Origin of the sequence: Nonomuraea deserti (assembly GCF_004348685.1) — a bacterium.
GTDB classification, from domain to species: Bacteria; Actinomycetota; Actinomycetes; order Streptosporangiales; family Streptosporangiaceae; genus Nonomuraea; species Nonomuraea deserti.
Genome location: NZ_SMKO01000116.1, coordinates 1 through 20958, shown reverse-complemented (window position 1 = coordinate 20958; position 20958 = coordinate 1). Strand labels below are relative to the sequence as shown.

The 20958-nt window shown below is 70.5% G+C and carries 17 protein-coding genes; 4 read left to right on the top strand and 13 right to left on the bottom strand.

Annotation, left to right across the window (positions count from 1 at the left end; all coding sequences use genetic code 11):
• Positions 1-45: 45 nt before the first annotated feature.
• From E1292_RS32245 to E1292_RS32210, 8 genes are all read right to left on the bottom strand, one after another.
• The gene (locus E1292_RS32245; protein ID WP_132599760.1) at positions 46-888 is read right to left on the bottom strand and encodes a shikimate dehydrogenase; all 843 of its coding nucleotides are present in this window, start codon (positions 886-888) and stop codon (positions 46-48) included.
• Between the two features lie 197 nt (positions 889-1085).
• A complete protein-coding gene (gene mltG / locus E1292_RS32240; RefSeq protein ID WP_132599736.1) occupies positions 1086-2255 on the bottom strand; it encodes an endolytic transglycosylase MltG in 1170 nt (389 codons plus the stop codon).
• 211 nt (positions 2256-2466) lie between these two features.
• Positions 2467-3555: an endolytic transglycosylase MltG gene (gene mltG / locus E1292_RS32235; protein ID WP_246090484.1), complete on the bottom strand. Its 1089-nt coding sequence runs from the start codon at positions 3553-3555 to the stop codon at positions 2467-2469.
• A 487-nt stretch (positions 3556-4042) separates the two neighbouring features.
• A complete protein-coding gene (ruvX, locus tag E1292_RS32230; RefSeq protein ID WP_132339202.1) occupies positions 4043-4522 on the bottom strand; it encodes a Holliday junction resolvase RuvX in 480 nt (159 codons plus the stop codon).
• 10 nt (positions 4523-4532) lie between these two features.
• Positions 4533-7208 (bottom strand): alanine--tRNA ligase, encoded by a 2676-nt coding sequence (gene alaS / locus E1292_RS32225; RefSeq protein WP_132599733.1) that lies wholly within the window; start codon positions 7206-7208, stop codon positions 4533-4535.
• Positions 7209-7237: 29 nt separating this feature from the next.
• On the bottom strand, positions 7238-7468 hold the full coding sequence (locus E1292_RS32220) for a hypothetical protein (protein WP_132599730.1): 231 nt from the start codon (positions 7466-7468) through the stop codon (positions 7238-7240).
• A complete protein-coding gene (locus E1292_RS32215) occupies positions 7465-7854 on the bottom strand; it encodes a DUF948 domain-containing protein (RefSeq protein WP_132599727.1) in 390 nt (129 codons plus the stop codon). The genes E1292_RS32220 and E1292_RS32215 overlap by 4 nt, the downstream gene beginning before the upstream one ends.
• Before the next feature lie 259 nt (positions 7855-8113).
• The gene (locus E1292_RS32210) at positions 8114-9415 is read right to left on the bottom strand and encodes a replication-associated recombination protein A (protein WP_132599724.1); all 1302 of its coding nucleotides are present in this window, start codon (positions 9413-9415) and stop codon (positions 8114-8116) included.
• Between the two features lie 222 nt (positions 9416-9637).
• Here E1292_RS32210 and E1292_RS32205 point away from each other — a divergent pair, with 222 nt between their 5' ends.
• On the top strand, positions 9638-10534 hold the full coding sequence (locus E1292_RS32205; RefSeq protein WP_246090483.1) for a peptidylprolyl isomerase: 897 nt from the start codon (positions 9638-9640) through the stop codon (positions 10532-10534).
• A gap of 61 nt (positions 10535-10595) precedes the next feature.
• Here E1292_RS32205 and aspS read toward each other — a convergent pair whose 3' ends face one another.
• From aspS to E1292_RS32190, 3 genes are all read right to left on the bottom strand, one after another.
• The gene (gene aspS, locus E1292_RS32200) at positions 10596-12326 is read right to left on the bottom strand and encodes an aspartate--tRNA ligase (RefSeq protein WP_132599718.1); all 1731 of its coding nucleotides are present in this window, start codon (positions 12324-12326) and stop codon (positions 10596-10598) included.
• 207 nt (positions 12327-12533) lie between these two features.
• Positions 12534-13793, bottom strand: a complete 1260-nt coding sequence (gene hisS, locus E1292_RS32195; RefSeq protein ID WP_132599715.1) for a histidine--tRNA ligase — start codon at positions 13791-13793, stop codon at positions 12534-12536.
• Positions 13793-14473, bottom strand: a complete 681-nt coding sequence (locus E1292_RS32190; RefSeq protein ID WP_132599713.1) for an MBL fold metallo-hydrolase — start codon at positions 14471-14473, stop codon at positions 13793-13795. Before E1292_RS32190 ends, hisS begins: the two co-directional genes overlap by 1 nt.
• Before the next feature lie 138 nt (positions 14474-14611).
• Here E1292_RS32190 and E1292_RS32185 point away from each other — a divergent pair, with 138 nt between their 5' ends.
• The 3 genes from E1292_RS32185 to E1292_RS54230 all read left to right on the top strand — a co-directional run bounded on the left by E1292_RS32185 (position 14612) and on the right by E1292_RS54230 (position 17922).
• Positions 14612-15481 (top strand): peptidylprolyl isomerase, encoded by an 870-nt coding sequence (locus E1292_RS32185; RefSeq protein ID WP_342775727.1) that lies wholly within the window; start codon positions 14612-14614, stop codon positions 15479-15481.
• Positions 15482-15543: 62 nt separating this feature from the next.
• Complete coding sequence (locus tag E1292_RS32180) at positions 15544-16773, top strand: DUF349 domain-containing protein (RefSeq protein ID WP_132599709.1); 1230 nt, start codon at positions 15544-15546, stop codon at positions 16771-16773.
• A gap of 60 nt (positions 16774-16833) precedes the next feature.
• The gene (locus E1292_RS54230; RefSeq protein ID WP_246090482.1) at positions 16834-17922 is read left to right on the top strand and encodes a cupin domain-containing protein; all 1089 of its coding nucleotides are present in this window, start codon (positions 16834-16836) and stop codon (positions 17920-17922) included.
• 36 nt (positions 17923-17958) lie between these two features.
• Here E1292_RS54230 and E1292_RS32165 read toward each other — a convergent pair whose 3' ends face one another.
• Both E1292_RS32165 and E1292_RS32160 read right to left on the bottom strand, forming a co-directional pair.
• Complete coding sequence (locus E1292_RS32165) at positions 17959-20151, bottom strand: RelA/SpoT family protein (protein WP_132599707.1); 2193 nt, start codon at positions 20149-20151, stop codon at positions 17959-17961.
• A 187-nt stretch (positions 20152-20338) separates the two neighbouring features.
• The gene (locus E1292_RS32160) at positions 20339-20857 is read right to left on the bottom strand and encodes an adenine phosphoribosyltransferase (RefSeq protein WP_132599705.1); all 519 of its coding nucleotides are present in this window, start codon (positions 20855-20857) and stop codon (positions 20339-20341) included.
• Positions 20858-20958: the final 101 nt, after the last annotated feature.

Below are 20958 nucleotides of genomic sequence, written 5' to 3'. Positions count from 1 at the left end.
GGCCGCCGCTCCGCCGTCGTGGCGCGGTGCGGCGCGGGCCGGTGGCTACGACCGCCTCAGGACCTCGGCCTCCCCGGCCGCGCGCATGGCCTCGACAGGCACGTCCGACCGGCCGGTCATCAGCTCCACCTGCCGCACCGCCTGATGCAGCAGCATCGCGAAGCCACCGACCACGGTGCCGCCCGCCTTCTCGACGGCCGCCGCCGCGCGGGTCGGCCAGGGCGAGTAGACCACGTCGAAGAGCGCAGGCACCCGCGCCAGCCGGTCCGCGAAGGCGTCGGCGGCGCCGCCGGGCATCGTGGACACCACCAGATCCACCCGCGTCGCCACTTCGATCTTGTCGAACGTCTCCACCGCCAGCGACACGCCCAGCCGCTCCGCGACCTGCGCCGTCTCCCCCGCCCGCGCGGGATCGCGCACCAGCAGGGTCGCCTGGAACAGCCCGAGATCGCGCAGCGCCGCCAGCGCGGAGGCCGCCGTGGCTCCTCCGCCGAGCACGGCCGCCGATCCCGGCGCGGCCACCCCGGCCTCGGCCAGCGCCTGCTTGATGCCGTGGACGTCGGTGTTGTCGCCGTGCCGGAGACCGTCGCGGAACACCACGGTGTTGGCGCCGCCGACCTCGACGGCCACCTCGGACACCGTGTCGAGCAGCGGCAGCACGGCCCGCTTGAGCGGCATGGTCAGCGACAACCCGGCCCAGGTGTCATCGCCGCCGGGCTCCCGGCCGCGCACCGGCGCCAGGTCGGCCAGCAGCCCCGGCAGGCGCGCCTCGTCGCACTCGAACGCCTCATAGCTCCACCCGTCGAGCCCCATCGCCTGGTAGGCGGCCCGGTGCAGGTAGGGCGAGAGCGAATGGCCGATGGGGGATCCCAGCACCGCAGCCCGCATCCACACTCCTTCTCCCACGAACACGACGACCCTATCGCCCGCGCGTTGCGGCACCGTACGGCGCCGGGTCGGGCCGAGGCCGTCCGCGGAGCCGGGGCTCACGTTGACGACCTTGGCCTTGTCCTCCGGCCCGGCGGCGCCGTCCCGTACGGCCTCCGCCCCCGGCTCGGCGCGGGCGGACGTGGCGGACGGGAAAATCAGCCGCCGCAGCCGCCGTTCCGGCGGCACTCCGCCAGCAGCGCCTGGCGCTCGGCCTCCGTGGTGGCGAACTTGGTCACGTTGCTCTTGAGGTCGGTGGCCACGAAGAACAGCCACGGCCCCTTGGCCGGGTTGAGCGCAGCCTCGATGGCGTGGTCACCCGGGTTGGAGATCGGGCCGGGCGGCAGCCCTTCGTACTTGTAGGTGTTGTAGCGGGACTTGGTCTGCAGCTCGGCGTGGGTGGCGTACGTGCGGAACTTGCCGAGGGCGTACATCACCGTGCTGTCCATCCCCAGCTTCATCGGTGGCTTGCGGTCCAGCCGGTTGTAGATGACGCGGGCGATCTTCGGCATGTCCTCCGCGCGCCCGGCCTCGGCCTGGATGATGCTGGCGATGGTGATGATCTCGTGCGGTGTGTACCCGATATCCCTGGCACCGCTTTCGAGGTCGACCGACTCGGCCGTCTTCTTGTAGCGGTCGACCATGGCCGCGAGGATCTGCTGGGGGGTGGTCTTCGGCTGCACCTCGAACGTGGCGGGGAAGGCGTAGCCCTCCAGCTTGCCCTTGGCGTAGGACGGCAGATCCAGGGCTTCGACGTCCTTGGCCGCGGCCTTGAACTCCTTGAGCGGCAGCCCGGTCTCCTTGGCGAGCGTGGCCAGGGTTTGGGACAGCCGCAGACCCTCCTTGATCGTCACCGGCACGCGCAGCCGGTTGTTCGGGTCGAGCATCGCCACGGCGTTCTTGGCCGACATGCGCTTGCGCAGTTTGTACGAACCCGGTTGCAGCGAGGCGCTCGCCCCGGCGTTGCCGATCGCGTTGGTGAAGGCCCTGACACTGGCCACGACGCCTTGGCGCTCCAGCTCCACCGCCACGTCGGAGGCGCTCTGGCCGCTCTTGATCTCGATGACGACCTCGCCGGCGCCCTGGCCGGTGTAGTCGTCGGGCACGAGCGCGTCGTTGATCCACATGTAGCCGTAGTAGCCGCCGCCGCCGATGATGCCGGCCAGCACCACGAAGGCGAGCAGCGGTGCGATGAACCTGCCCCGGCTGCGGCGCCTGCGCCGTCTGCGGCCGTTGCCGCGCCTGCCGCCGCCGCCGCGACTGCGGCGCCGCGCAGGACCTTCGTCGTCCTCGGCGCCGAGCAAGGAGTTGAGATCGAGTTCGCTCATGGGTTCGCTGGCCAATCTCCCGGCACGCCCGGCCAGGCGTCAAGCGGAACTGCCCAACCGGCTGGGGTCACCGAGCGGAACTGGGGGATCCACCGGACGTGCTGCCACGGCCAGCGGAGATCACACTGGGTAGCCATGCTAAGGGACGGGAAGAGGACGCATGCCCCGTTTTGGGGCTTTTGCGCGGTGATAGCGGGGGGTCCACCGAACATCAGCTCGTCCCGAGGTTCTTGTTCAACTCTTCCCGGTATCTCACGAACTCGCTCTCTTTGTTGGTGAATTTGGTGATTCTATGCGCCGGATCAGTGGTGACAAACCAGTGCCAATCACCCTCCGCCGGGTGCAGCGCCGCCATCAGCGCCTTCTCTCCGGGATTGGCGATGGGACCGGGCGGCAGCCCCTTGTGGCGATAGGTGTTGTAGGGAGAGTCGACTCTGGTGTCGCTCTCCGTGATCCTCAGCGTCCGGCGTTTCTGGGCGTACAGAACGGTGCTGTCGATCTCCAGCGGCGTGTCCTTCGCGAGGCGGTTGTAGATCACTCTGGCGATCTTGGGGTAGTCGGCGTCGGTGCCGCCCTCGGCCTGGATCAGGCTCGCCACCGTGACGGCCTCGAGCGGCGTCAGATGCACTTTCGCGGCCTCGGCCGCCAGACCCACCTGCCGGGCGGCGGCGCGGAACCTCTCCACCATCGCCGCCAGCACGTCGACCGCCGTGTCGCCCGGCTCGACCTCGTACGTCGCGGGGAACAGGAAACCCTCGATCCCCGGCGCGTAGTCGGGCAGCCCGACCAGAGCCCTGTCGACGCCCTGCAACTCCTTGAGCGGCAGCCCGGTCTGCTGGGCCACCCGGGCCAGCACCTCGGCCGCGCGCAGGCCCTCGGGCACGGTGACCCGCTTCACGATCCTGGACGAGGGCGCGAGCAGCAGGTCGAGCGCCGCCCCCGCCGCCATGCCCTTGCGCATGCGGTAGTGGCCGGGACGGAGCCGCCCGGTCACCGCGCGGTCCTCCGACACCTTCACGAACGACCGCGCGCTGGCCACCACCCCGGCGTCGGCCAGCGTCGAGCCGATGGCCTCCGCGCTGGACCCGGGCGCGATGCGCACGGTCACCGAGCCGCTGCCCGGCCCGTCGAAGTCGTCAGGGCTGATGTACGGCTTGAGCACCGCGATGGCCCCGGCGCCCACAGCCACCAGCGAGACGAGCAGGCCGGTGGAGAGCAGCCCTGCCCGGCGCAGGGCGCCGCGGCGCCGCTGGGACGCCGACCCGGCCTCCTTTCGGGAGCCCGCCCCCGAGCCAAGCACGGAGGCCGCCCTCGAACCGGGCCCTGAGCCCAGCTCGGAAGCCGCCTCGGAGCCCGGCCCTGAGCCAAGCTCGGAAGCCGCCTCGGAGCCCGGCCCTGAGCCCAGCGCAGATGCCGCCCCCGAACCCGGCCCGGGGCCAGTTTCGGAACCAAGCGCGGAAGCCGCCTTGGAGCCCGGCCCGGGGTTCGGCTCGGAAGCCTCCTCGGGGCTCGCTCCGGAAGACACTCGCGCCCCTGGTTCGGGGGCCGGGTGCGGCCCTGCCGCCTGGTGCGGCCGGGTACCGCTCCCCCGCCCGGGCACCGGGTCGGCGTCGTCGTCCGCGTCGAGGAAAGGGATCACGTCGTCGTCTTCGGGCGTGCCGTTCACGAGACCACCTCGCCACGCGCGTTCGTGACGGGAGCACACCTTCGCTCCGCCGCAGCGGACCGCGCGCACGGGGCAGCCTCGCACCCGCGCCGGTCACGGCAAGGGCCCGTCGATCGGCCGCTCATGAGGCAGGTCCGCCGGCCGCCGGTGGCGGTTCGACGGGCCTGCCTGGTGGTCTTTCCGTGGCGCGTTCGGAGTCGAGGGCATCCTGGAGCAGCACGACCGCGGCCGCCTGGTCGACGACGCCGCGCTGCTTCTTCGCCCGCACGCCGCTGGCCCTGAGCCCTTGCTGGGCGGTCACCGTGGTCAGCCGCTCGTCGAACAGCCGCACCGGGGTCGGCGCCACCCGGGCCGCCAGGGCCGAGGCGAACTCGCGCGCCAGCGCGGCCGCCTGCCCTTCACGCCCCGACAGCGAGGTGGGCAGCCCGACCACGACCTCGATCGCCTCGTGCTCGGCGACGATCGCGGCGATGCGGTCGAGGGTGCCCTTGCCGCGTCTGACGGTCTCGACCGGCGTGGCCAGCATGCCCGAAGGGTCGCTGCGGGCCACGCCCACGCGTACGGAGCCGACGTCCACGCCGATCCGCGCACCGAATCTCATGTCGGCCGGGCTATCGGCTGACCTGGTCAGCGACGGCCTGCTCGACCAGGCGCAGCGCGTCGCCGATCGCCTCCGGTCGCGTGCCGCCGCCTTGCGCGACATCGTCCTTGCCGCCACCGCCACCCCCAAGAGCCTTGGCGGCGACGCCGACCAGTTGCCCGGCTTTGAGCCCCCGCTCGCGCCCCGCCTCGTTGACCGCGGCAACCACCACGGGCCTGTCGGAGGGGGCGCCGGCGATCACGATGACCGCCGGTCTGTCGGCCGGGAACCTGCCACGCACATCAAGCGCGAGCTTACGCAGATCATCGGCGCCGGTGCCATCAGGCGCGCGGTGTGTCACCACGGAGACTCCGTGCAGGTCACGAGCCTGGGCGGCCAGGTCACCCGCCACCTGGAGCACCTGGGCGGAGCGGAGCTTGTCCAGCTCCTTCTCGGCCGTGCGCAACCGGGTGACGATGCCGTCGATGCGCTCGGGGAGCTCTTCGCGGCGCGCCTTGAGCTGCTCGGTGAGCTGGGCGACCAGCACGCTCTCGCGCGCCAGGAAACGGAAGGCGTCGATGCCGACGAGGGCCTCGACGCGGCGCACCCCGGCGCCGACGGACTGCTCGCCCAGCACCTTGACCAGGCCGAGCTGGCCGGAGCTGTGCACGTGGGTGCCACCGCACAGCTCGCGGGAGTAGTCGCCGATCTCGACCACGCGGACCTCGTCGCCGTATTTCTCGCCGAACATGGCCAGCGCGCCCATCGCCCTGGCCTCCGCCTGGGAGGTGTAGAAGGCGTTGACCTGGAGGTCGTTGATGAGCACGGCGTTGACTTCGTCCTCGACGTCGCGCAGCACGCTCTGCGGCACCGCGCCCGAGGCGGTGAAGTCGAAGCGGAAGCGGCCGGGTGAGTTTTCCGAGCCGGCCTGCGCCGCCGTCTCGCCGAGCGCGTTCTTGAAGCCGCGGTGAACGAGGTGGGTGGCGCTGTGGCTGCGCGAGATCGCGCGGCGGCGCTCGACGTCGATCTCCGCCTGCGCCTCGTCGCCGACCCTGATCTCGCCCTTGCGGACCTTGCCGCGGTGCACGACGAGCCCCGTGAGCGGCGACTGCACGTCGACGACCTCGACCTCCGCGCCGCTGGTGCGGATCACGCCCTGGTCGGCGAGCTGGCCGCCGCCCTCGGCGTAGAACGGGGTGCGCGCGAGCACGATCTCAACGCTCGAACCCGCGCCCGCCGCCGGCACGGACACCCCGTCGGCGAGGATGCCGACCACGCTGGTGTCGGCCTCGGTCTGGTCGTAGCCGAGGAAGTCGACCTTGCCCGACGCCTCGAGCAGCTGCCCGAAGACAGAAATGTCGGCGTTGCCGGTCTTCTTCGCCGCGGCGTCGGCCTTGGCCGCCTGCCGCTGCTCCTTCATGAGGCGGCGGAAGCCCTCCTCGTCGACCTCGAGCCCGTGCTCGGCCGCCATCTCCAGCGTCAGGTCGATCGGGAAGCCGTAGGTGTCGTGGAGCTTGAACGCCTGCTCACCGGGGAGCGTGGTGGCCGACCTGCGCTTGGTCTCCTCGACCGCCACGTCGAAGATGGCCGTGCCGGTGCGCAGCGTGCCGAGGAAGGACGCCTCCTCGGCGTCGATGATGCCGTGGATCTGCGGCGCGTCCGCCTTGAGCTCGGGATACTGCTCGCCCATGACGTTGATCGCGACGTCGGTCAGCTCGTGCATGTAGCGGTCGTCGCCGGAGCCGAGCAGGCGCAGGTTGCGCACCGTGCGGCGCAGGATGCGGCGCAGAACGTAGCCGCGGCCCTCGTTGCCGGGCAGGACGCCGTCGGCGACCAGCATGGTGCCGGTGCGCACGTGGTCGGCGATGACCCGCAGGCTGACGTCGGAACGGTGGTCGCGCCCGTAGCGGGTCTTGGTGAGCTCGGCCGCGCGGTCGAGGATCTTGTAGGTGGTGTCGATCTCGTAGAGGTTGTCGACGCCCTGCAGGATCGTCGCCATGCGCTCGAGGCCCATGCCGGTGTCGATGTTCTTCGAGGGCAGCTCGCCGGACACGTCGAAGTCGACCTTGGAACGGACCTGGCTGAGCTGGTACTGCATGAACACGAGGTTCCACACCTCGAGGTAGCGGTCCTCGTCGGCGACGGGGCCGCCCTCCTTGCCGTATTCGGGGCCGCGGTCGTAGTAGATCTCCGAGCACGGGCCGCCGGGCCCGGCCACGCCCATGTGCCAGTAGTTGTCCTCCAGGCCGCGGCGCTGGATGCGCTCGTCGGGCAGGCCGACGCCGTTGCGCCAGATGTCGTACGCCTCGTCGTCGTCGAGGTAGACGGTCGCCCAGAGCCGGTCTTCGGGGAAGCCGAAGCCGCCGTCGGACTCGGATCTGGTGAGCAGCTCCCACGCGAACGGGATCACTTCGGCCTTGAAGTAGTCGCCGAAGGAGAAGTTGCCCAGCATCTGGAAGAACGTCGCGTGCCGCGTGGTCTTGCCGACCTCTTCGATGTCGGGGGTGCGGACACACTTCTGCGCGGTGGCCAGCCGGGACGCCGGAGGCTTGCGCTGCCCCAGGAAGTACGGCTTGAACGGCACCATACCGGCAGGAACCAGGAGTAGCGTGGGGTCCTCAGCGATCAGGCTGGCCGAGGGCACTATCTTGTGCCCACGCTCCTCGAAGAAGCGCAGGAAGCGGCGGGCGATCTCTGCCGACTCCATGGTGGCCATCCTTTGCGTGGTTGTGGGAATCACTTGTTGTCATCAGCGTCGTCGAGCCCGAAGCGCGCCCGCAACTCTGTTTCGCGGCCGGCGGCCTCGCCGAGCGCGTCGGAAGTAAAGTCTCTCACCCGCCGGAGCATGCCCGCCGCGCCGTCGGCGGTGCGACGGGCGACGTGGTCGGGGTGGAGGGCCTGCAGCCTGCGCATCACCCAGAAGGCGAGGAACGCGCCGAGCGAGAGGTAGAACAGCCGCCTGATCATCTCGGCCGCCTCTGCGCCGCCCGCCCCGGCCTGGGCGACCTGCGGGCCTCGATGGCACGCCGCACGCCGTAGCCGAGCGACGACACCTTGATCAGCGGACCGGTGAAGATGGTCTGCGTCACCGCGCTCAGCTTGGCCGCGTGGCCGCTGACCTGCTTGACGTCTCTGGCGATGGCCTCGACGGCGACCAGCTGCCTGTTGGTCTCGTTGACCGTGACGCTCATGTCGTCGAGCAGCGGCGTCAGCCGGTTGTTGAGATCGGAGACCGCCTTGGTGGTCTCGGTGAGCAGCCTGGCGACCTTGACGAGCACCATGGCCAGCACGCAGACCAGGACTATCCAGCCCGTGGCCGCGATCAGCCCGGCGACCTCTCCAGCGGTAAGCATCCGCGCATCTCCCTCGTACGCTGGGCCGGAACGGCAAGACCCTATCGCGTTCGAGCGACCACATTAGTGGGGAAAGCGACCTTGATCAGGCCGCCACGTCGGCCCCCGGCACTTCCGTGACCGCCCGTGTGAGACCGCGTGCCGCCACGATCCCGGCCACGAGCCGCCGCTCCGGCATCGGCAGATGCGCGCGACGCGCTAGCGGCGTGTCCCGCCGTCACTGTTGTAACCGTACAGCCGCCCGGCACGCTCGCGGACCTCAGGCGCCGCGCAGGAAGGCGCGGATCCTGGCCCAGCGCTCGGCCACGGGCCCCTCGGCGCCGTGCCTGGTGGGCTCGTAGTAGCGCCTGTCGCGCACCTGCTCGGGCGCGTAGTCCTGGCGCACCAGCCCGTGGTCGAAGTCGTGGGGGTATTTGTAGCCGTCGCCGTGGCCCAGCTTGGCGGCGCCAGGGTAATGGGCGTCGCGCAGGTGGCCGGGCACCTGGCCGATCAGGCCCTTGCGGACGTCTCCGACCGCCGCCCCGATGGCCTTGACGACCGCGTTGGACTTGGGCGCCGTCGCGCAGTGGATGACCGCCTGGGCGAGGTTGATCTGCCCTTCGGGCAGCCCGATGAGCTGCACCGCCTGCGCGGCGGCCACGGCGGTCTGCAGGCAGGTGGGGTCGGCCATGCCGACGTCCTCGGAGGCGAAGATGACGATGCGGCGGGCGATGAACCGGGGGTCCTCGCCGGCCTCGATCATGCGGGCGAGGTAGTGGAGCGCGGCGTCGGCGTCGGAACCGCGCATCGACTTGATGAAGGCGCTGATCACGTCGTAGTGCTGGTCGCCCTGCCGGTCGTAGCGCACGGCGGCCTTGTCGACGGCCTTCTCCACCACCTCGACGGTGATGTCGTCGCCCAGCAGCGCCGCCGCCTCCAGGTAGGTCAGCGACCGGCGCGCGTCGCCGCCCGCGAGGCGTACGAGATGCTCCAGGGCGGCCGGCGCCAGCGTCGCGCGCCCGTCCAGGCCGCGCGGGTCGGACACCGCCCGCTCCAGCACCGCGCGGACGTCGTCGTCGGTCAGGGACTCCAGGGTGAGGAGCAGCGAGCGCGACAGCAGCGGCGAGATGACCGAGAAGAACGGGTTTTCCGTGGTGGCGCCGATGAACGTGACCCAGCGGTTCTCCACGGCGGGCAGCAGCGCGTCCTGCTGGGCCTTATTGAAACGGTGCACCTCGTCGACGAACAGCACGGTCTGCCGGCCGGTCATGCCCAGCTCGCGCCGGGCGTTGTCGATGGCCGCCCGCACGTCCTTGACGCCGGCCGACACGGCGGAGATCTCGACGAAGCGGCGCTTGGTGACGTTGGAGACCACGTAGGCGAGGGTCGTCTTGCCGGTGCCCGGCGGCCCCCACAGGAACAGCGACATGGGCGCCTCGCTCTCGACCAGGCGACGCAGCGGGGTGCCGGAGCCGAGCAGGTGCCGCTGGCCGATCACCTCGTCGAGGGTGCGCGGGCGCATGCGCACCGCCAGGGGCTGCGGCGTGGCCTCCTCAGCCGCCGAATCGAACAGGCTGTCCACAACGCGAGGTTACAGGGTCCGCCGGGCCCGCGAGGCCCGCGCGGCGGCGGCCTGCGCATCCAGCCGCGCACCCCATGGGGAACGCGGGCGGCGACGGCGGCGACCAGCGATCACACCCGTCGCACCATCGGCTTTCGCCACTTACGTCCGGCACATATCGGAGGCCGGTAGCATGCGCGGAGTTGTTTGGTCATGCGTGGGCAAAAGCGAGAGGACATAGCGGTGAGCGGCGACGACCGCCAGAACGAAGAAGACCGCCAGAGAGAGCTGGCGCGGGAGCACAAGGAACGGCAGGCCAGGCGCGCCGCCGACCAGACCTCCAAGGCGAGGCGGAACACCTTCCTCGGCGCGGGCGTGGCGGTGGTCGTGGTGGCGGGCGGGGTCTTCGCCGCGACCACGATGGTCAACAAGGACCCCGGCGAGGCCACGGCGAAGAGCACCCCCTCCGCCAGCGCGTCCGTCACACCGCCGGGGACGACGCCGAGCCCGACCAAGACAGGACCGGTGACCTGCACGTACAAGCGGGACAAGTCGCTCCCCCACAAGTTCGTCGGGCTGCCGGGCAAGAAGCCCAGCATGAAGCTGAAGAAGATGACGGTCGCCACCAACCGCGGCACCTTCGCCGTCGACCTCATGACCGAGGCGGCGCCGTGCGCGATCAACTCGATGCGCTTCCTGGCGAAGAAGAAGTTCTACGACGACATGAAGTGCCACCGGCTGGTCACCCCCGACGTCGCCGGCGTGCACATGCTGCAGTGCGGCGACCCGCAGGCCAAGGCCGACGGCAAGAACCCGACCGACGGGCAGGGCACCGCGGGCTACGTCTACGCCGACGAGAACACCGACATCCCGCTGGGCAAGGGCGTGGTGTTCATGACCCAGCCCAGTGAGGCGGCGGGCCGCAACAACAGCCAGTTCGCCATCTCCCTGTCGGACGAGAACCTTCAGGTCGGCGCGGGCTACTCCGTCATCGGCACGATCAGCGAGGGCATGGACATGCTGCTCGGGCTGGCCACGAGCGGGCAGGACCTGCTCCTCAACAACAACGACATCACCGGCGACGGCGGCACCACCGCCCCCAAGAAGCCGGTGATCATCAAGAAGATCACCTTCTCCTGACCCCGCGCGAACGGGTGACGGCAGGCGTCGAGGCGCCTGCCGTCACCCGTTTCGCGGCCTGTTACGGCTTGGGCGGCGCGTCGACGCCCGCCTCCTTACGCTGGCCGGCCGTGATCGGCGTGGGCGCGCCCGTGAGCGGGTCGAAGCCGGAGGCCGTCTTCGGGAACGCGATCACGTCACGGATCGACTCGCCGCCGGACAGCAGCATGCAGATGCGGTCCCAGCCGTAGGCGATGCCGCCGTGCGGCGGCGGGCCGTACTTGAACGCTTCCAGCAGGAAGCCGAACTTGCTCTCCGCCTCCTCCTTGGAGATGCCGAGCACGTCGAACACGCGCTGCTGCATCTCGGCCCGGTGGATACGGATCGAGCCGCCGCCGATCTCCATGCCGTTGCAGACCATGTCGTACGCGTAGGCCAGCGCCTCACCCGGGTGGTCCTGGAAATTGTCGGCCCACTCCGGCTTCGGCCCGGTGAACGGGTGGTGCACGGCCGTCCAGCCGCCCTCGCCGTCCTCTTCGAACATGGGCGCGTCGACGACCCACAGGAACGACCACTGCGACTCGTCGATGAGGTCGCAGCGACGCCCGATCTCCAGCCGGGCCGCGCCCAGCAGGTCGCGCGCGGCGTTCCTGGCGCCCGCGGCGAAGAACACCGCGTCGCCGGGCTTGGCCCCGACCTTGCCGGCCAGCCCGGAGATCTCCGCCTCCGACAGGTTCTTCGCGACCGGGCCGCCGAGCGTGCCGTCTTCCTGGACGAGCACGTAGGCCAGGCCCTTGGCGCCACGCGAGCGGGCCCACTCCTGCCAGCCGTCGAGCTCCTTACGGGTCTGCGAGGCTCCGCCGGGCATGACGACGGCGCCCACGTAGTCGGCCTGGAAGACGCGGAAAGAGGTGCCGGAGAAGTATGAGGTCATCTCGACGAGCTCCTGGCCGAAGCGCAGGTCCGGCTTGTCGGAGCCGTAGCGGTCCATCGCCTCCGCGTACGTCATGCGCGGCAGCGGCGCCGGCAGCTCGTAACCGGCGATCTCCTTCCACAGCCGGCCGATCAGCGTCTCGCCGACCTGGATCACGTCCTCCTGGTCGACGAAGGACATCTCGACGTCGATCTGGGTGAACTCCGGCTGGCGGTCGGCCCGCAGGTCCTCGTCGCGGTAGCACTTGGCCAGCTGGTAGTAGCGCTCCAGCCCGGCCACCTGCAGCAGCTGCTTGAACAGCTGGGGCGACTGCGGCAGCGCGTACCAGTTGCCCGGCTGGAGGCGCACCGGGACCAGGAAGTCACGCGCGCCCTCAGGCGTGGAACGGGTCAGCGTCGGCGTCTCGACGTAGACGAAGCCGAGCTCGTGCATCACCTCGTTGGCGAGGTAGGTGGCCTTGGACCGGGTGCGCATCGCCGTGGCGACCTGATGGCGGCGGATGTCGAGATAGCGGTATTTGAGCCGCGCCTCCTCCGACACCCCCACGCTGCCCTCGATGGGGAACGGCAGCGGCGCCGACTCGCTGAGCACCTCGACCCGGTCGGCCACCACCTCGATCGCGCCGGTGGGCAGGTCGGGGTTCTCGTTGCCCTCGGGACGCACCCTGACCTGGCCGACGACCTGCACGCAGTATTCGGCGCGCAGGTCGTGGGCGTGGTCCTCCTCGCGGAAGACCACCTGCGCCGAGCCGGAGGCGTCACGCAGGTCGATGAAGACGACGCCGCCGTGGTCACGGCGGCGGGCCACCCATCCTGCGAGCGTCACCTGCTGCCCGGCGTGCTCCTCTCGGAGCGACCCGGCGGTATGCGTGCGGATCACTGCACTTTCCCTTCGTACGGATAGGAGGGGCGAAGGGACGGCGGCGACCCGGCATCAGCCGAGCGGCGGATCACCGCGCCTTCCCTTCACACGGATGGAAGAGGCGAACGGACGGCGAGCACCCGGCACGTGCCGGCCGGCGGATCACCGCGCCTTCCCTTCGCACGGACAGGAGAGACGACGAAGGAAGGGCGACGAGCCGGCCGATCACTGCACCTTCCCCTTCAGGACGTCGACGACCTTGGCCAGCGGCACCTCGGTCTGCTCGGCGTCGGTCAGGTTTTTCACCTGCACGGCCTCGGCCGCGAGGTCACGCTCGCCCAGGATCAGCGCGAACCCGGCGCCCGAGCGGTCTGCGCCCTTCATCGCGCCCTTGAGCCCCTTGCCGCCGAAGGCCATGTCGGCGCTGACGCCCGCCGCGCGCAGCTCGTTGACGATCAGGAACATCCGGCGGCGGGCCTCTTCACCCAGCGGGACACCGTACACCTGGACGCGCGACCGCGCGTGGTCGTCCAGCAGCCCCTCGGCCTCCATGGCCAGGAACGTGCGGTCGACCCCGAGCGCCCAGCCGACGCCGGGCAGCGGCGGGCCGTCGAGCATCTCGCTCAGCCCGTCGTAACGCCCGCCGCCCCCGACGGCCGACTGGGAGCCGAGCCCGCCGTGGACGAACTCGAACGTGGTGCGCGTGTAGTAGTCGAGCCCCCGCACCAGCCGCGGGTCGTCGTCGAACGCGACCCCGGACGCGGCCAGCAGGGAACGGACCTCCTCGTGGTAGGCCTCGCAGGCCGCGCACAGGTGGTCGACCACCAAGGGCGCGCCGGTGAGCTGGGCCTGGACCTCGGGGCGCTTGTCGTCGAGCACCCGCAGGGGGTTGATCTCGACGCGGGCCCTGGTGTCGGCGTCGAGGTCGAGGCCGCGCAGGAACTCCTGCAGCGCCGCCCGGTAGGCGGGCCGGCAGGCCTTGTCGCCGAGCGAGTTGAGCAGCAGCGTGACGTTCTCGAGGCCGAGCGACGCGAACCCGCGGGCGCCGAGCAGGATGAGCTCGGCGTCGAGCGCCGGGTCCTCCGACCCGAGGGCCTCGGCTCCCACCTGCCAGAAGTGGCGGTAGCGGCCCTTCTGGGCGCGCTCGTAGCGGAACTGGCTGCCGGAATACCACATCTTCACCGGGAGCTGGCCGGCGTGCAGGTTGTGCTGCAGCACCGCGCGCACGACGGAAGCCGTGCCCTCCGGGCGCAGGGTCAGGGAACGGCCCGCCTTGTCGGGGAAGGTGTACATCTCCTTGGAGACGATGTCGGTCGACTCGCCTACGCCCCTGGCGAACAGCTGGGTGTCCTCGAAGACAGGCGTCTCGATGTAGCCGTAGCCCGCCCCGCGCAGCGGCGCGGCGAGGGCCTCGCGTACGGCGAGGATCCGCTCGGAGCGGGGTGGCAGCCAGTCGAAGGTGCCTTTCGGTGCTTGGAAGCTCATTAGATCCCTCGTGTGGGACCGGCGTGCGGCGCCGCCTCTTTCAGGTATGGGTTGACGGCGCGCTCGCGGCCAATCGTTGTCTGTGGTCCGTGGCCAGGCAGGACGACCGTATCGTCCGGCAGCGGCAGACACTTGGTAGCCAGGCTGCGCAGGATCGTGGCGTAGTCGCCGCCGGGAAGATCAGAGCGGCCGATGGAGCCGGCGAACAGCAGGTCGCCCGAGAACATGATCTCGTCGGCGGGCGACCGGAAGCTCACCGACCCCCTCGTATGGCCCGGGGTGTGGTCGACCACGAGCTCGAGGCCGGCGAGCTGGAGCACGGCGCCGTCGGACAGCTCGCGCACGTCGTCGGGCTCGCTCAGCGTCAGGCCCCCGAACAGCTGGGCGCTCGTGTCGGACCAGCCGGCCGCGGGATCGCTGAGCAGGTGGCGGTCGTCGGGGTGGATCCACGCGGGGACGTCACGCGCGCCGCAGACCGGGGCCACGGACCAGACGTGGTCGAGGTGGCCGTGGGTGAGCAGGACCGCGACCGGCTTGAGCCGGTGCTCGCGCAGCAGCTCGTCGACGCCGTCGGTCGCGTCCTGGCCTGGATCGACGATCACGCACTCCTCGCCTGCGGCAGGCGCGACGACGTAACAATTGGTCTGGAAGGCCCCTGCGGGGAAGCCGGCGATGAGCATCTGCCTCAGGTGATCTCGTCGAAAAGCCAATGGGAATGTAACCGAAGGGTACCGGTGCGGGTCGCCGGGCTGCGAATCATTACCCATTGGCCGATACGATTCGCCCACCTCAGTTGATTCACTATGGGAGGCAAAGCGGTGGCCACGGGGAAGGACCGGCAGAAGCAGCTGGCGCGTGAGCACTACGAGCGGCAGATGCAGCGCCGTCTCGAGCGCGAGCACAAGGCCAGGCGCACGGCGATCATCGGCTCCACCGTGGGCGTGGTGATCGTGGTCGGCGGCATCGTGGCCGCGATCGCGTTCATGAGCGGCGGTGACACGCCGACGGACGCGGCGGCGACCCCCACGGCGGCGCCGCAGGACACCGCCTCGGCGGCGGCGACCACGGGGCCCAAGCCCTACAACGCGGCGACCGGCACGTGCGACTACACCGCCGACAAGACCGGCGGTCAGGTCAAGGACGTCGGCATGCCGCCGAAGAAGGTGAAGACCAAGCCGGCGACGAAGACGATGACGTTCGAGACGAACCGCGGCGACATCGTGATCGAGCTCGACAACGCCAAGGCGCCGTGCACGACCAACTCGCTCGAGCACCTGGCCAAGAAGAACTACTACGACGGCAGCAAGTGCCACCGGCTGGGCAGCGACCAGTTCCCGATGCTCCAGTGCGGCGACCCGTTCGCCAAGGCCGACGGCAAGAGCCAGGACGGCTCGGGCGGCCCCGGCTACGTCATGGCCGAGGAGAACCTGGAGGGCGCCACGTACAAGCGGGGTGTGATGGCGATGGCCAAGACCCAGGCGCCCGGCACCACGGGCAGCCAGTTCTTCCTGGTTTTCGGAGACATCAACCTCCCCGCGCAATACACGCCGGTGGGTACGATCACCAAGGGGCTGGACATCCTGGACAAGGTGAACAAAGCAGGCGTCGTCGCAGACGCGGGAGACGGGACCGGAGCGCCGAAGCAAAGCGTCGAAATCAAAGACGTGACATTCGCCGGCAAGAGCTGACGTAATACAAACTAGGGACGAAGTAGTCCCGAAGGGTCTGATGGATAGTGCGGGAGGACACGGTGAGCACCGACCCGTGGGGCCGGGTAGACGACGACGGCACCGTCTACGTGCGTACGGCTGAGGGAGAGCGAGCCGTCGGGTCCTGGCAGGCCGGTGAACCCGAAGAGGCACTGGCCTACTTCCATCGCAAGTACGACGAGCTGGCCGGTCAGGTCCAGCTGCTCGAACAGCGCGTCAGGGGCACCGACCTGGCTCCGGCACAGGCCGAGGCGAGCATCGTCAAGCTGCGCGAGGCCGTCGCCGACGCCCACGCGATCGGCGACCTCGCCGCGCTGACGGCCAGGCTCGACGGCCTGACGGAGCTGGTCGCCCAGCGCCGCGAGGAGGTCAAGGCCGCTCGCGAACAGGCGCGGGCCGAGGCCAGGGCGGTCAAGGAACGCATCGTCGCCGAAGCCGAGCGCATCGCCGACGAGACCACCCACTGGAAGTCCGGCGGTGAGCGGCTGCGCCAGCTCATCGAGGAGTGGAAGGCCGCCGACCGCATCGACCGGGTCACCGAGGCCGCGCTGTGGAAGCGGCTGTCGGCCGCCCGCACGGCGTTCGCCAAGCGCCGCAAGCAGTATTTCGCGGGGCTCGACGAGCAGCGCGAGGGGGTGCGCGCGGCCAAGGAGCGCATCGTCGCCGAGGCCGAGGCGCTGGCCGACTCGACCGACTGGGGCGGCACCGCGGCGATCTACCGCGACCTGATGCAGCAGTGGAAGAGCGCCGGCCGGGCCTCGCGCGAAGCGGAGGACGAGCTCTGGGCCCGCTTCAAGGGCGCCCAGGACCAGTTCTTCCAGGCCCGTTCCGCCGTGTTCGCCGAGCGTGACGCCTCGCTCGCGGCCAACGCCGAGGTCAAGGAGCAGCTGCTCACCGAGGCGGAGAAGATTCTCCCCGTCACCGACGTACGCACGGCCAGGGCGGCGCTGCGGCACATCCTGGAGCGCTGGGAAGCCGCCGGCCCCGTGCCGCGCGACCAGCGCGACCGGCTCGAAGGCGGGCTGCGCAAGGTCGACGACGCGGTTCGCAAAGCCGAGGACGCCGAGTGGAAGCGCTCCAACCCCGAGGCGAGGGCCCGCGCCCAGAGCACGGTCGACCAGCTGCGCACCTCCATCGACCAGCTGGAGAAGCGGCTGTCCAAGGCGCAGGCCGCCGGGCGCGCCAAGGACGTCAAGGAGGCCGAGGAGGCGCTGACCGCCCGCCGGTCGTGGCTGGAGGAGGCCGAGCGCACGCTGGCCGAGTTCAGCTGATCCGCGGCCCTTACCCGGAGAGGGCGGCGCGCGCCGGCACCTGGGATCTAGGCTGACGGCATGGATCCCGTCACCGACGCGCGCGCCCTGGTCGAGGAGATGTTCCCGGGGGCGCTGTACGCCTTCGTCGGCGGCAGCGTGCTCACCGAGCGCCGCACCAGCACCTCCGATCTCGACGTCGTGGTGGTGCTCGACGGCCTGGCCGCGCCCTACCGCGAGTCGCTGCGCTGGCGCGGGTGGCCGGTGGAGCTGTTCGTGCACAGCGAGACCAGCCTGCACGCCTACTTCGACAAGGACTTCGGCAGGCGCAGGCCGAGCCTGGCGCGCATGTGCGCGGAGGGCGCGGTGCTGGCCGACAGGACGGGCGGACGGGCCAGCGACCTGCAGAGCGCGCTCGGCGAGCGCCTGGCCGCAGGGCCCGGCGGGCTGACGCCCGACCAGGCCGAGCGGGCCCGCTACGTGCTGTCCGACCTGCTCGACGACCTGGCGGGCGTCACCGACGCCGGCGAGCAGGCGTTCATCCGCTGGGAGGTGGTCCAGGAGGCCGCCAGGACCGCGCTGGGCGTGGGGCGCAGGTGGCAGGGCAGCGGCAAGTGGCTGCTGCGCGAACTGCGCGCGCACGACCCCGAGCTGGCCGGCGAGCTGCTCGCCGCGCACGACGACCCCGTACGCCTGGCCGCCGTCGCCTCAGGCGTGCTGGAGCGGGCCGGAGGGCGGCTCTGGGAGGGCTACCGGGCCGAGGGCGACCCGTTCCACCAGCCGCTGTGTCACGTGCCCGCGGGTGAGCTCTCCGGCGATACGGCGCAGAGCTCCGGCATGCGCCGGCTGGCCGCCATCAGCGGCGCCACGGCCGGCTCCTCGCGGCTGTGGATGGGCCAGACGCACGTCGCGCCCGCCACCCGCTCGTCCGACCACCACCACGGGGCGTCCGAGACGGCCATCTACGTGGTCAGCGGCACGCCGGCGTTCGTGTTCCTGGAGGACGCCAAGGAGGTGCGCATCGAGGCGGGCCCGGGCGACTACATCTACGTGCCGCCGTACGTGCCCCATCGGGAGGAGAATCCGGACCCGTCGCAGGAGGCGGTGGTGGTGATCGCCCGCAGCACCCAGGAGGCGATCGTGGTCAACCTGCCCGGCCTGGCGGGCTGACCGCATCGGCTGACCGGGCCGGCTGACCGGGCCGGCTCAGCCGCCGGCGCCGCTCACCCGGTAGACGTCGAAGACGCCCTGGATGCTGCGTACGGCCTTCAGCACGTGGCCCAGGTGCTTGGGGTCGCCCATCTCGAACGTGAACTTGCTGACCGCCACCCGGTCGCGCGAGGTCGTCACCGAGGCGCTCAGGATGTTGACGTGCTGGTCGGAGAGCGTACGCGTGACGTCGGACAGCAGGCGCGGCCGGTCGAGCGCCTCGACCTGGATGGCCACCAGGAAGACGCTGTCGTCGCTCGGCGACCAGCTGACCTCCACCAGCCGGTCGGGCTGCGCCTTGAGCTGCTGCACGTTGGTGCAGTCGCCGCGGTGCACCGACACGCCGTGGCCGCGGGTGACGAAGCCGACGATCTCATCGCCGGGCACCGGGGTGCAGCACTTCGACAGGCGTACCCACACGTCGGCGTCGCCCGCGACGACCACGCCCGCGCCGCCACCGCCCCTGGGACGGCCGCGCAGCCGGGTCGGCAGCGAGGTCTCGGCGATGTCCTCCTCGGCGCTGTCGACGCCGCCGATCGAGGCCACCAGCTTCTGCACGACGTTCTGGGCCGCGACGTGGCCCTCGCCCACGGCCGCGTAGAGGGCGGACACGTCGGGATAGCGCAGGTCGCGGGCCAGCGCCAGCAGCGCCTCACCGGACATCAGCCGCTGCAGCGGCAGGCCCTGCTTGCGCATGGCCCGCCCGATGGCCTCCTTGCCGGCCTCGATCGCGGTCTCGCGGCGCTCCTTGGAGAACCACTGCCTGATCTTGTTACGGGCGCGGCCGGACTTGACGAACTTCAGCCAGTCGCGCGAGGGCCCTGCGTCGGGCGACTTGGAGGTGAAGATCTCCACCGTGTCGCCGTTGCCGAGCCGCGACTCCAGCGGCACCAGCCGCCCGTTGACCCGCGCGCCGATGCAGCGATGACCCACCTCGGTGTGCACGGCGTAGGCGAAGTCGACCGGCGTGGCCCCCTCGGGCAGCGCGATGACCTGCCCTTTCGGGGTGAAGACGTAGACCTCCGACACCGACAGGTCGAACCGCAGCGACTCGAGGAACTCGCCCGGGTCGGAGGTCTCCTTCTGCCAGTCGAGGAGCTGGCGCAGCCAGGCCATGTCGCTGCCCGGCTTGACCTTGCCGGGAGGGCCGGGGCTGCCGACCTCCTCCTTGTACTTCCAGTGGGCGGCCACGCCGTATTCGGCCCTGTGGTGCATCGCGTGGGTGCGGATCTGCAGCTCCACCGGCTTGCCCTCGGGGCCGATCACCGTCGTGTGCAGCGATTGGTACATGTTGAACTTGGGCATCGCGATGTAGTCCTTGAAGCGCCCCGGCACCGGGTTCCACCGGGCGTGGATCGTGCCCAGGGCGGCATAGCAGTCGCGCACGCTGTCGACCAGCACGCGGATGCCCACCAGGTCATAGATGTCGTCGAACGCCACGTCGCGGGCGATCATCTTCTGGTAGACCGAGTAATAGTGCTTCGGCCGGCCCTTGACGACGGCGCGGATCCTCGCCTCGCGCAGGTCGCCGGAGACCTTCTCGATGACCTCCTGCAGGAACAGGTCTCTGCGCGGCGCCCGCTCCGACACCATGCGCGCGATCTCGTCGTAGCGCTTGGGATAGAGCATGGCGAAGGCCAGGTCCTCGAGCTCCCACTTGATCGTGTTCATGCCCAGGCGGTGGGCCAGCGGGGCGAAGATCTCCAGCGTCTCGCGCGACTTCTGGTGGCGCTTGTGCTCGGGCAGATAGCGCATGGTGCGCATGTTGTGCAGCCGGTCGGCCAGCTTGATGATCAGGACCCGGATGTCGCGTGACATGGCGACGACCATCTTGCGCACGGTCTCGGCCTGCGCCGCGTCGCCGAACTTGACCTTGTCGAGCTTGGTGACGCCGTCGACCAGGGAGGCGATCGTCTCGCCGAAGTCGCCGCGCAGTTCGTCGAGGCTGTAGGCGGTGTCTTCCACCGTGTCGTGCAGCAGCGCCGCGCACAAGGTCTCGTCGTCGGTGCCGAGCTCGGCGAGGATCGTCGCCACCGCCAGCGGGTGGGTGATGTAGGGGTCGCCCGACTTCCGCTTCTGGTCACGGTGGTGGTAGGCCGCGACGTCGTAGGCGCGCTCGATCAGGCGCAGGTCGGCCTTGGGATGGGTGGCGCGGACCGTACGGAACAACGGCTCCAGCACCGGATTCATGGCCCCACCCCCAAACCGCCTTCGGCGCACCGCCGGCACGCCGGGCGCATCGGCGTTGCCGGATTCGGTTACGTCGGACGCGACCACATCACGGGGCACACAGACTCCTCACGCAATGACTCCTCACGTTCGAGTCCAGATCCCCCAAGTGTATCCAGGCAGCCAACTTGAGCAGTCGCGGGGCGCTTCAGACGATCACGAGCGAATGCAACGGCACTCCCGTCAGCCGCTCACGCCCGTGCAGAAACGCCAGCTCCATAAGCACCGCCACACCGACGACCTCGGCTCCCGTCCTCTTCACCAGCTCCACGGCCGCCCCGGCGGTGCCACCCGTGGCCAGCACGTCGTCGACGATGAGAACCCGCTCGCCGGGCGCGAGGGCGTCACGGTGGACCTCGATGGTCGCGGAGCCGTACTCCAGATCGTAGGACTCCTCGAGGGTTTCGGCGGGCAGTTTCCCCTTCTTGCGCACCGGCACGAACCCGGCTCCCGCGCGGTACGCCACCGGAGCGGCGAGGATGAACCCGCGCGCCTCGATCCCCACGATCTTGTCGACCTGGTGCAACCCGGCCAGCTCGTCCACCACGGCGGCCATCGCCACGGGATCGGCCAGGAGCGGGGTGATGTCCTTGAACAGGACGCCCTGTTGCGGGTAGTCGGGAACGTCCCTGATCCGCTCCAGGATCAACGTGTTCAGCTCGCTCATGGTGTTTCCTCGCATTCCTCACCGGCCGTCTGCCGCGCTCCATGATGGTGCATAGCGGGCCCTGGCCGGACCTTCTCCGCCCCACTGCCCTCCCCGTACGC

Bases quoted from the DNA above. Each gene is read 5' to 3' on its own strand.
- E1292_RS32220 (WP_132599730.1), bottom strand. From the start codon at position 7,468: ATGATCAGGCGGCTGTTCTACCTCTCGCTCGGCGCGTTCCTCGCCTTC.
- alaS (WP_132599733.1), bottom strand. From the start codon at position 7,208: ATGGAGTCGGCAGAGATCGCCCGCCGCTTCCTGCGCTTCTTCGAGGAG.
- E1292_RS32215 (WP_132599727.1), bottom strand. From the start codon at position 7,854: ATGCTTACCGCTGGAGAGGTCGCCGGGCTGATCGCGGCCACGGGCTGG.
- mltG (WP_132599736.1), bottom strand. From the start codon at position 2,255: ATGAGCGAACTCGATCTCAACTCCTTGCTCGGCGCCGAGGACGACGAA.
- E1292_RS32165 (WP_132599707.1), bottom strand. From the start codon at position 20,151: ATGAATCCGGTGCTGGAGCCGTTGTTCCGTACGGTCCGCGCCACCCAT.
- E1292_RS54230 (WP_246090482.1), top strand. From the start codon at position 16,834: ATGGATCCCGTCACCGACGCGCGCGCCCTGGTCGAGGAGATGTTCCCG.
- ruvX (WP_132339202.1), bottom strand. From the start codon at position 4,522: ATGAGATTCGGTGCGCGGATCGGCGTGGACGTCGGCTCCGTACGCGTG.
- E1292_RS32245 (WP_132599760.1), bottom strand. From the start codon at position 888: ATGCGGGCTGCGGTGCTGGGATCCCCCATCGGCCATTCGCTCTCGCCC.
- E1292_RS32160 (WP_132599705.1), bottom strand. From the start codon at position 20,857: ATGAGCGAGCTGAACACGTTGATCCTGGAGCGGATCAGGGACGTTCCC.
- E1292_RS32190 (WP_132599713.1), bottom strand. From the start codon at position 14,473: ATGCTCATCGCCGGCTTCCCCGCAGGGGCCTTCCAGACCAATTGTTAC.
- hisS (WP_132599715.1), bottom strand. From the start codon at position 13,793: ATGAGCTTCCAAGCACCGAAAGGCACCTTCGACTGGCTGCCACCCCGC.